Genomic DNA, 11,407 nt, shown 5'->3' on the forward strand with positions numbered 1-11,407 from the left:
AATTTCTATCAACCTCGAACTCTTTTTTAAGATTTTTCTCCAATCGTTACAAACTGAAATGATACTTCCCCTTGATGATCTTTAATTAACTTTTCTACTTTTACTTTTTCATTTATTAATGTATTATCTGTCGACATCTTAGGTTTTTCATCACCTAAAGACTTGTTCAGGTGGAGAAGATGCATTTTCGTTTCATTCGCTTTTAATTCTTTATACACACTATCTTTTGCTACAATCACATACCATTGCGTTGGATATTTACGAGCGTTACCTATCCAAGCATCACTACCGTATTTAACAGCAATCTCCTTTCCTTCTAATTCAATACTTTTTAAATTTTTTTCATCTTCTTGTGCCAACAAAAGCGAGCCTTCTTTTGGTAACTTGGGTAACGTATCTATAGGTCTAAATTCGGATCCATTCTCTCTTTTACGAAAAACCTTTGTTTTAATCAATGCTTGTGCTGTAGATTCATTTAAAATTAATACTTGTCCTTGTCCAAATGTACCTGTTTTCACAGAAAACACTTCATTTTCTTTCGTAATTTCCTGATAACGATTCATAATTGATAAAGTATTATTTTCATCTCCAATGATTAATACACCGTTAGCTGGAAATCTGTTTTCATTTTTAGAGCATGCACTTAAACTTATTAACATTAATATACTTAAAATGAAAATAGATAATATTCTCTTCATCACTGTTCCTTTCATAACTCAAATTGTTTTTACATGCTTTTATGCAGTCTTACTTGCTCATATTCCCTACTGTTCCATAGTTTTATAAAGCTTTTGTAGATAACGCCAACGAGTTATATAGAAATATAAAACTTGTATACAAATAAATGAAATTAAAATTACAATAGAACTATTTAAAATAGAAAAATCGACTAATTGTTGCAATGCCATATAAGCAACCACTGTGTGAATTACTGCAATGATAATCGGTAAAAAGAACATTAATAATAACTGTCTCGTTACAACTTTTTTCAACTCTCGTTTACTTAATCCCATTTTCGAAATCATTTTATATTGTTGTTGATCGCGATCCAAATCAGTATATAACCGGAAGTAAATAAAACTAGCGGCGAATGTGAAGAAGACGATTCCAACTAAAACACTTGCCATCAGTAATAATCCATTCGTTTGTTTTGCCTCTAATAAACTTAAAGTCAAAGCTTGAAAATAGAATTTACCTTCTCTTGCATCTTCATAGAATATACTATTTAATTGATTTGAAATTTCTTTCGTCTTTATCCAGTCATCTACAACAAATCCGTATGTACGATGTTGAATAACTACATCATCTTGATTGATATTAAACGGAATACCATCATATACACGATCTTGAACTGCGATAAAAATACCGCTTGTATCATGTGGTAAAACTAAATTTTCTACAGCTTTTTTCACACGAAATGTCTTTATCCAATCTTCTTCAATGACTTCAATATTCTTTTTATAATCACCATTTTTAAATTCTTGTTTTTGTGATACCATTCCAGGGATTAGTAATATTTCATCTTCTTTTTCAATTGTTTCTTGTTGATATCCTAGTGCTCTCGCAAGTTCGTTATATTCACTTAACTTCATTACATATACATTACTTTCTGTATATTTATAAGAAGATGAAGCCGTTCGATATGGAATATTTGCATCAGTAAGATGTTTTTTTATAATAGAGAGATGTTTATCCACCATTTTGTCTTTTTCAGGACCTATATAAAGAAACGTATATGGGTTTGTCATCCTTACCAATTCTTTATTCCCAATAGCAGCTGTCGTTCCAATTGCTGTAAAAGCAACCGCTGAAATAATAGAAACTATAAAAAACATCGTTGCATTATCTTTCATACGGTAAATTAATTCTGAAAACGTTAATATATTTGTTCTCTTTAAAAAGAAAGATTCACTCCTTTTCGCAAGATGCAATATATAAACGCTACATTGTGTATATAAAAAGTACGTTCCTATAATTACTAAGAGTACACCCATTCCGAGCATAATAAAACTATGATTTTGAATAAAGCGAAATACTGAAATATATCCATACCCTATACTAATTAAAGAAAGTAACGATAATATTATTGAAGCTTTCGGTTCAGGCTTTGGCTTTTCTCCAGCTTGAATAAGTTCCACAAGTTCTGTTACTTTAACCGTTTTAAATGTAACTAACGAAACGATTAAGAATAAGACAAGAAACGTGAAAACTGTTAATAATACAGCCTGCACTGGTACATAAAAAGGTAAGCCATTACTAATCATTAATACACTGGCGCTGATTAGTAAAACTAGTTTAGAAAATATGAGGCCGATGAGGATCCCAATACAAATCGAGCCAAGTCCGATTAACATATTTTCAATTAACAATAACTTCTTAAGCTGTCTCATTGACATACCTTGCATCATTAAAATGCCAAATTCTTTCTTACGCGTTTTTAAAAACGAGCTCACTGAATATAAAATAAAGAAAAATGAAAAGACAAAAATCAAACCTTGGGATATTTGAAATCCTAATGTACCAAATGTACTTATTGTTTTACTTGTCGATTTCAACTCCCCCTGTAAATCAGGATGGAATAATAAAAGTGCATACGTAAAGAAAATCATAATCGAAAATGCACTACTTAAAAAATGGGCAGCATATGTACGCTTATTTCGAAAAATATTATTAAATGCGAACTGACGAAAAGTCATGCCTTTTCCCTCCTAACAAAGAAAGGACATCCATAATCTTTTGATAAAAGGTTTGCCGACTTTCACCACGATAAATTTCGTTATACAGTTGACCATCTTTAATGAAAATTACTCGGCTGCAAAAACTAGCTGCATACGGATCATGTGTAACTAACATCATCGTTGCTTTTTCTTCCTTATTAAGTGTATCCAGCATCTCCATTACATCATTTGAAGATTTAGAGTCTAAATTCCCGGTCGGTTCATCAGCAAGTAATAATTGCGGCTTATGAACAATCGCACGAGCAATTGCTGTTCTTTGAGCTTGTCCCCCTGAAATTTCAAACGTTCTTTTATTCAATATATCTGTAATATTTAATTTCTCTGCAATTTCTTCTACTCTTTTGTTCATTTCTCGCACAGAAACACCATCTAAAGTCATCGGCAATACGATATTTTCCTTTACTGTAAGTGTGCTAAGTAGATTAAATGATTGAAAAACAAATCCTAATTGTTTCCTGCGGAACAAAGCTAAATCTTCTGATGTTAACTGGAAAGGATTTGTACCATTTATTAAAATTTCTCCTGAGGACGGAGAATCAATAGTAGATACCATATTTAATAGCGTAGTTTTCCCGCTACCGGATGGCCCCATGATACCTATAAATTCCCCTTCTTGAATTGATAAATCAATATCTACTAATGCTTTAAAAGGTATTTTCCCTTTATATACTTTACTAATATTTTTCGCATGTAAAATTTCCATTTCTATTCTCCCTTCATTTGCACTTCTTACAATAAAGTGTAAATGAATTGTCTTATAGCTCATATTGATTCATCTTTCATTTATCTTACACGCTTGTAAGATTTCTGAAAAAACTGATAACAGGTCTATTCTCAATCTATAAACAAAGCATATCTATCTTATAATATTTGCATATTGGTTTAAATTACAATGCTATTTTCAAATCTTTATTTTATTAATAACAAAATACCGATTTTTTTATCGGTCTTTTTACTTTCAAATATTATATTTTTAACTATTATTGCATTATTTGAAACGTATTTGAGTTACCCATTAAATACTATTTCACTTGATAATACCCTCTGCAAAAAATGAGTTCTTCGTTTTCATTGCAATCAAAAACGAATTGTAAATATCTGAGGCGGGAATGAATGTGTTTATCCAACATATAAATAATAAAATTAATTTAATATTTCCTGATACAAAGAAAGAAATCACGGCAGTAAACACCAATAATACAATAATAGGCAAGCTCATAAAGACCCAAAGTCTAATTTTGGATAAGGTTGCATTTGTATTTAGCCAAAAGAATATCCCACTCATATGTTAACAGGTATAAAATGAATGTAAAAAAGCTTAGAGTTTTAGCTCTAAGCTTTTTAATGATTTCGTTTTAATTCCTTTTACAGAGAAATATTTTTTATCCATTCAGATTTACTCAATAAATAATGATTATATAGTTGATTTTCTATCTTCTGTTCACTCAAAAAAGTAAACCCGCTTTTTTTAATGACTTTATTTGATGGTACATTGTTAATTAAAGAGATTGCGTTAAGGACATCCACATTTGTATTTTCAAACAAATAGTCAATCAAGCCTTTTGTTGCTTTCGTTGCATATCCATTATTATGATATTCACTTGAAACAGCATACATAATTTCTCTATTCGGTGCAGGAAGCTCATCTTTCAGACTTGTGCAGCACCATCCAACAAATTCACTAGTCGTTTTCTTAAATATTCCTAGTCTTAATATGTGATCATCTATGTTAGCCTTAGTTTTGACTGCATTAAGAAATGCTTTGTTTTCGGGTATTTCATAATTTGTAACCCAAATAACTCGTTGTTCTTTCGTTGATTTCCAGTCCGGTAAAAACTTTTCTATTTCCGGTTGATTTGCTATTTTATTAATACTTTCTGCATCTTTGACCGTAAACTCTTGTAGGTATATATCTCCGCAATCTATTTTAAATAACTTAGTCAAACTCTCTTCTCCCATGTTAATCCCCCTTACTTACGTTAAAGTTCCTTAATCTGCTTCGTAAGTTCCATAAACCGTTCATCTAGCTCTTTATATTCTTTGTCTTTAGAAGTTAAAAAGCTTAATTTCCCTAATACTTCTTGTCTTTCTGTTTCTAACGTTAAACGTAGCTCTTCAATTTCATCTCTAGTTTTCGTAGGTTCTTCGAGCTGTTTTTGTATCGTATTGTTTAAAAATACGAGTTTTGCAGAAGTTGTTTTCTCCAGAAAATATCGATCGTGAGAAACGATAACGAGTGTTCCGTTATACTCAGCTAATGTGTCTTCAAGCTGTTCACGTGAAGGCAGATCAAGATGGTTTGTCGGTTCATCTAAAATAAGTACATCTTTTTCATCTAAAATATAAGCCATAAGCTTACATTTTACTCGTTCCCCCATACTCATATATTCAATTGGCTCTTTCCATTGAGAAGCTTGGAAACCTAAATGTTTCATTAAATTTTGGACTTTTCCTCTTTCTTCAAACGTCTCTTTATAAAATAGATTTTCTGGTGTTTTATCAAGTGGTAAATCAAATACTTCTTGAGTTAAATAACCGATGTTTGCTGATGGTGAAATCCATACTTCTCCTTCGGCCGTTTCTGATCCCATAATCATCTTCAGTAAAGTTGTTTTCCCGCTACCATTTGGTCCAATCATCGCAACCTTCTCACCATGCTGAATTGTAAAATTAACGTTTTCAAATAATATTCGTTTATTAAATTCTTTCCGCAATTGTTTTACTTCTAAGAAACGTTTTCCTACTTTTTTACTCGCTTGAATAGAAAATTCAACTGAATAATCTTCTTTCACACGTTCTACTTTCGTTTTCTCTAGCTCTTTTTCAAGACGTTTTCGTTTCGATTTAACTTGCGCGTCCATTCGCTTCGCCTTTACACGATAAAATTCTTTCACACCTTCTTGTTTTGTAGACTGCGCATGTGCCTTTTGTGACCATGAACTTAATTCTTTTATATGAGTTTCTACTTGTTCTATCTTCTTTTGTTGTTTTTCATATTCACGCTGCTGCGTCATTCTTTTATGCTCACGTGCTTTCATATAACTCGTGTAATTCCCGCTATGATCAATTAATTTCTTATCCTCAATCGACCATATTCTACTTGCGACAACATCTAAAAAATATCGATCATGTGATACGACGATTACTGTACCTTTCATATTTTTGATTTGTTTAATGAGAAATTCCGTACTCATCTCATCTAAATGATTTGTCGGTTCGTCTAATATTAAGACATTAGGATTTTCAGCAAACCCTTTTGCTAATCGAACTTTCAGCTTTTCACCACCACTTAAAGTAAGAAAATCGTTCGTTGGTACGCCCCATTTCGCAAGAAGTTCTACTTCCTTTGCAATCATATCCTTGCTAACGAAAGATTCCTTTTCTTGTTCAACATATGCAGTTGTCATATTCATTTGCATCCATTCAACAGTACCTTTTGACGGTTCAATCTTCCCATTTATTAATTGAAGTAACGTTGATTTACCAGCCCCGTTTTTACCAATTAATCCGATAACATCCCCTTGTTTTACTGTCACATTTAATTTCTCTAACAAAGTATTTTCCTTTATTTCAACATAAACATCATTTAATTTTAATAGTTCTTTCATAATACCGATCCCTTTCATTAAGGGAGAATAAAAAAATCCTCCCAAATAAATTTGGCAGGATTAGTCATTAAAATATTTATACCCAAATAAGCTATTGCGCAACATAAATAGCAATACCGTTTTATGGAAATTGGGCAGACTAATCCTATTTTTTAGAAATTGAAATTTATTGAATTTCAACATTTAAAAATAAGATTAGTTAATCATCGTCCACCCATCATTCCTTTCCGTTGTTAGTAACCATATTGTACCATGATAGTACTATATGCGTAAATATTATTATTTGTACTACAAAAAACAATTATTAAGCTTTTCTCATTTCTACAATTTCATGTTTACTTAATCTTAATTTTCACTAACTTGTACAGTTTATTCATACAAAAATTTAATGAGAGATACAAAACAAGACTAAAAAACTTATTTCTAAAATTCTTTAGCCTAGATTACTTTTTACACATTGAAAAATTTAATTCGTACAATCGTACCTTTACCAACTTCTGAATGGATTTCTACACTATGTCCTAATTGTTTCGTAATTTCATATACAAGATATAGCCCCATTCCAGTTGATTCTTTGAAATCTCTTCCATTTTCCCCTGTAAAGAATGGTTTAAATACTCTAGGTAAATCTTGCTTCGGTATCCCTACACCATTATCAGCAATTTCAAGTATAACGGTATTACCTTCCTTCAAAGCTTTCACTTTTATCTTTTCTCTACTACCTGAAGAATATTTAATCGCATTCGATAGTATTTGTCCAATTAAAAATTGTAACCATTTCGCATCACTTTCTACAGTAATGTCCTTTTCAATTTTGAGCTCTGGATATACAAAATTCCGAATAAAGAAGCGTTTATGTTCATGAACAGAATCATTCACTATTTTATGTAGTTGTACTCTTTCCACATAAAAATCTTGCGTAAATGCTTCTAAACGCGCGACGTATAGAGCCATCTCTAGCCCCTTTTTCAGCCTATCTGTTTCCTCATTTATACTTTCAAAACGCGAATCAACTTCATCCTGTGTAATTAACTCAATTACAGATAAAGGTGTTTTCATTTGATGTATCCATTGATTCATAAAAGTTAGATGATCATTATTTTTTCTCTCTTGTATTTGCAGCTGATTTTGATAATGTCGATATTGTACCTCAAGCAAGTCTTGAAGCGCAGTAGATAAAACTGCAAAATCTGATTTTTGAACAGATTCATCCAAAGAATGCAGCGGATTTGCTAATCTTTCATAGAAAGTACGATGGGTAAAGTAACGAAATACTAAATAGCCTACCATAAAAAAGATACCTAAAAACATTGCATATAACGCCGTTGCAATATGGTTATGCCCATCAAACCAATATACAAGAAAAATGGCTAGTAGCTGGATTACTGTAAAACAAATAAGTGGTATATGATCACGAATAAATAATTTTATCATTTCTCTATACCATTATCCCAAGTTATATGTAATCTATAGCCGACACTACGAATCGTTTCAATTGCATCTTCAATCTGTAATGTTTTTAACTTTTTACGCACACGAGTTGTATTTACGCTTAAAGTATTATCATCAACATAAGATTCGCTATCCCATAATTTATTTAATAGCACTTCTCTACCCACAACACGCGGAAAATTTTTCATTAACATCTCTAATAAAATAGCTTCATTTCTTGTTATATCAATCTCTTGATTCTTAAGCTTTAATACAAGCCTTTCGGGATATAAACAAAGACCTTGTTGCTCAACCATCCGTTCTTCTACTTTCGGTGCATAATCCCCGTAAGCACGTCTTAAATGACTACGAATTTTAGCCATTACAACTTCGTAATGGAAGGGCTTTGAAATAAAATCATCGCCACCGTTTTCAAGCGCCATAACCTGATCCATTGTACCTTCACGGGCTGAAATAAATAATATCGGACATGTAGAAACTCCGCGAATTTGACGACACCAATAATACCCATCAAAACTTGGTAAATTAATATCTAATAAAACTAACTCTGGTTGTTTTTCTAAAAAAATGTCTAATACATTTTGAAAATCCGATACAATAATTCCTTCATACCCATATTTCGCGACATGTGTTGATAATAGTTCTGCAATTTTCATATCGTCTTCTACAATCATAATTTTAACCATCATTTTACTCCTTTTTTGATCCACAATCTTATATTCGATTATATAAAATAAATACTACCTTTTTTTATTTAATTCGTAAATTAAAAAAGGATACTTTTATACAACAGCATCCTTTTTCTATTATTCTTACTTAATATTAAACTTATTCAAATTAAAACCAAGCTTCTCCACATAATCCATTCCTAGTTCCATCCGAGCAGTCTTCAGCGGATCCACAACTTGGCATACTTTTAAATCCCCGGCAGCTGATAATAAAAGTGTTGCATCAGCTTTAGACATTTCTAATTCTTCATGTAAAAATGTCACCATATTACGTACAGCGCGATTCGCTGCATCATCTAACAATTTCTCTGAAGCAATCGTCATTACTTTTTCTTTTTGGATAACCATTGGTAGTGGCCATTTCTTTCCCTTTATAATTTGAACTGTTACCGTCACCTCACCAGCAACCTCTACTCCACTAACACCAATTTCACCATCACCCATCGCTGCGTGTAAATCGCCTAATGCTAATAGAGCACCTGGAACATTTACAGGTAATAATAATGTTGTCCCTTCTTTTATCTCTTTACAGTCCATATTCCCGCCGTGATCATGCGGTGTACCACATGAAATGCTCTCTTTTTTCGGCGCAGTACCAATTACACCGATCATTGGATTAATCGGGATTTTGAGTTCATTCGAAAACAAAACATGCTCATTATGTATCGGGACAATTTTCACTGTATTTTCATGTAGCTCTTCACCCATTACACCAAGATTCGCACCTGTAGTTAAAACACCTTGCTCTGCAATTTTAATCTTTTCAATCGATACCACTAAAATATCACCAGGTTCTGCACCATTAATATATACTGGACCAGTCGCTGGATTAATTCGGTTCCAATCTAATTCTTGAAACGCAACATCTTCAGAGTCAATTTGATTTTCAAAGCAATCATATGTTTCAAATACAAGACGACTCCCTACTTCTACTTCCAAACAAGGCTGATTATCTGGTGACATTGCGTAAATGATATGTTCTTTATGAATTCGATACATATTATCTCTCCCCTTTTATATTGGTCTACAATTACTAATTAGCTTTTTTCATAAAAGCTCCTTTTAAAAGTTAATGAATTTACATATAGAAAAGCACCTAGCTTATTTTCATACATACACTCTTTACTATAACAGGTAAAGAAAGGTGGTAGCACTATGCCCCTTATTCCATATAACGAAAGCGATGTGGATTTGCTAGCTCGATTAATACGCGCTGAAGCTGAAGGCGAAGGTCGACAAGGCGAACAACTTGTTGGATGTGTTGTCGTAAATCGTGTATTTTGTGATTGTTTAGACTTTAAACAACTCCGTACCGTACGTGATGCAGTGTATCAAAGTCCAGGTGGATTTGAAGCTGTACAATTCGGCTATTTTTACCAACGCGCTCGTGAATCTGAAAAAGAAATCGCAAGAAAAGTTTTACAAGGTGAATGGCGCTGGCCAGCACGATGGGCTCTTTGGTATTTTCGTCCAACTGGATCTTGTCCACCTGAATGGTATAACCAGCCGTTTGCAGGGCAATTTAAAAGTCATTGTTTTTATGAACCTCGTGGTGATGAATGTCCGAAAATGTATTAACGATAGCAAAATTTGAAACGCAAGTACTTAGAACACTGAGTACTTGCGTTTCTTTTAGCTTTTTTAGAAATCTAATAATGCGATGAACTTTTCAACTCCTACAACATGTATTAATAACGGTATACGCGGGCCGCTAGACTGATTCATTATCATATTTTATAATACTTTTATTGTCAAACTTTTCCGAACGAAAAAGCTATCTAAATAAATGCTTTATCGCTTCTAATTGAATTTTGTGGCTACACTCATCGCAACAATATGTTCCTTTCGGTTTCTCTTTAAATCGCTTATATTTTTCGCTTCCTTCGTATACACGGAATTTATTTTTACACGAAAAGCAAACGATTTCATAAAACATCATATGCATTTCCCTCTCCATGTTTATAGATTTTTTTATCCCTTAAGAAAATCAAATTTCTATAGTACAAATCTTAATCCCCTCTGACTAAAAGGTTTAACTCTATTCTAATCGAATTATATAGATATCTTATAAAGCGAGGTGAACATCTTGGTCAGTAATGTAGAATTGGTTTTAGATGCGAAAGCTAGTTTAGCTGAAGGACCTTGTTGGAATGAAAATATTGGAGCTGAAACTATATGAACCGTATCGATCACATAAGACACGAAGAAAAGAAATATCATGACCTTTGCTATGAACAATATAAACTATTTGAAACTGGCTCTTGGCTTTACAAACCGGTTAAAACAGTTATGGATTTAATGAATTACTTTGAAGGACAAAACAACTTGCAAGTACTTGACCTCGGCTCTGGCGTTGGAAGAAATAGTATTCCAATTGCCCAAAAGATTCAAAATGCTAGTGGTACTGTTACATGTGTGGATTTACTTGATTCTGCTTTAACAAAATTACAAACTTATAGTAAAGAATATGGTGTAATTAAAAATATAAAAACAGAACAAGCAGCAATTGAAAACTACTACATCCAACCTAATACTTATGATTATATCGTTGCAGTATCAAGTTTAGAGCATGTCAAATCAGAAGAAGATTTAACAAACGTGCTCCATTCTATGAAAGAAGGTACAAAAAGCGGCGGTATTAATTGTTTAGTTATTAACTCGAACATACAAGAAATTGACTTACATACAAATGAAAAATTAGATGCTTTAATTGAAATTAACCTTCATACTGAAGATATGATACATCTATTAAAAAGTATTTATAATGAATGGAAAGAAATTAAAGTTGAAATAAAAGAATTAGTTTATGATATTGTTCGCGATGAAAGGCATATTCAATTAAATACAAATACTATTACATTTGTTTTTCAGAAATAAAACT

General features: G+C 32.3%; 12 protein-coding genes. 2 read left to right on the forward strand and 10 right to left on the reverse strand.

Going from position 1 to position 11,407, the window contains the following annotated elements:
* Positions 1–26: 26 nt before the first annotated feature.
* The 9 genes from VF726_RS21785 to VF726_RS21825 form a co-directional block, all read right to left on the reverse strand.
* Positions 27–698, reverse strand: a complete 672-nt coding sequence (locus VF726_RS21785) for a lipoprotein BA_5634 family protein (protein ID WP_440172037.1) — start codon at positions 696–698, stop codon at positions 27–29.
* A gap of 66 nt (positions 699–764) precedes the next feature.
* Entirely contained in the window at positions 765–2,696 is a 1,932-nt protein-coding gene (locus VF726_RS21790) for an ABC transporter permease (protein ID WP_440172039.1), read from the reverse strand.
* Positions 2,671–3,441: an ABC transporter ATP-binding protein gene (locus tag VF726_RS21795; RefSeq protein WP_098346662.1), complete on the reverse strand. Its 771-nt coding sequence runs from the start codon at positions 3,439–3,441 to the stop codon at positions 2,671–2,673. The genes VF726_RS21790 and VF726_RS21795 overlap by 26 nt, the downstream gene beginning before the upstream one ends.
* Before the next feature lie 324 nt (positions 3,442–3,765).
* Positions 3,766–3,957, reverse strand: coding sequence for a hypothetical protein (locus tag VF726_RS21800; RefSeq protein ID WP_440172041.1), 192 nt, complete (start codon positions 3,955–3,957; stop codon positions 3,766–3,768).
* Between the two features lie 146 nt (positions 3,958–4,103).
* Complete coding sequence (locus VF726_RS21805) at positions 4,104–4,697, reverse strand: GNAT family N-acetyltransferase (protein ID WP_440172043.1); 594 nt, start codon at positions 4,695–4,697, stop codon at positions 4,104–4,106.
* A gap of 20 nt (positions 4,698–4,717) precedes the next feature.
* Entirely contained in the window at positions 4,718–6,346 is a 1,629-nt protein-coding gene (gene abc-f, locus VF726_RS21810) for a ribosomal protection-like ABC-F family protein (protein WP_440172045.1), read from the reverse strand.
* Between the two features lie 450 nt (positions 6,347–6,796).
* The gene (locus tag VF726_RS21815; protein WP_440172047.1) at positions 6,797–7,780 is read right to left on the reverse strand and encodes a sensor histidine kinase; all 984 of its coding nucleotides are present in this window, start codon (positions 7,778–7,780) and stop codon (positions 6,797–6,799) included.
* Positions 7,777–8,484 (reverse strand): response regulator transcription factor, encoded by a 708-nt coding sequence (locus tag VF726_RS21820; RefSeq protein ID WP_440172049.1) that lies wholly within the window; start codon positions 8,482–8,484, stop codon positions 7,777–7,779. Before VF726_RS21820 ends, VF726_RS21815 begins: the two co-directional genes overlap by 4 nt.
* Positions 8,485–8,610: 126 nt before the next feature.
* Positions 8,611–9,525, reverse strand: a complete 915-nt coding sequence (locus tag VF726_RS21825; protein WP_440172051.1) for an acetamidase/formamidase family protein — start codon at positions 9,523–9,525, stop codon at positions 8,611–8,613.
* Between the two features lie 156 nt (positions 9,526–9,681).
* On the opposite strand from VF726_RS21825, the gene VF726_RS21830 reads away from it, so the two are divergent.
* A complete protein-coding gene (locus VF726_RS21830; RefSeq protein WP_440172053.1) occupies positions 9,682–10,104 on the forward strand; it encodes a cell wall hydrolase in 423 nt (140 codons plus the stop codon).
* 196 nt (positions 10,105–10,300) lie between these two features.
* Here VF726_RS21830 and VF726_RS21835 read toward each other — a convergent pair whose 3' ends face one another.
* Complete coding sequence (locus VF726_RS21835) at positions 10,301–10,471, reverse strand: DUF2197 domain-containing protein (protein WP_128974826.1); 171 nt, start codon at positions 10,469–10,471, stop codon at positions 10,301–10,303.
* 230 nt (positions 10,472–10,701) lie between these two features.
* Here VF726_RS21835 and VF726_RS21840 point away from each other — a divergent pair, with 230 nt between their 5' ends.
* Entirely contained in the window at positions 10,702–11,403 is a 702-nt protein-coding gene (locus VF726_RS21840) for a class I SAM-dependent methyltransferase (protein WP_440172055.1), read from the forward strand.
* Positions 11,404–11,407: the final 4 nt, after the last annotated feature.

Origin of the sequence: Bacillus sp. Brlt_9, assembly GCF_051948935.1 — a bacterium.
In the GTDB taxonomy this organism is placed as follows: domain Bacteria; phylum Bacillota; class Bacilli; order Bacillales; family Bacillaceae_G; genus Bacillus_A.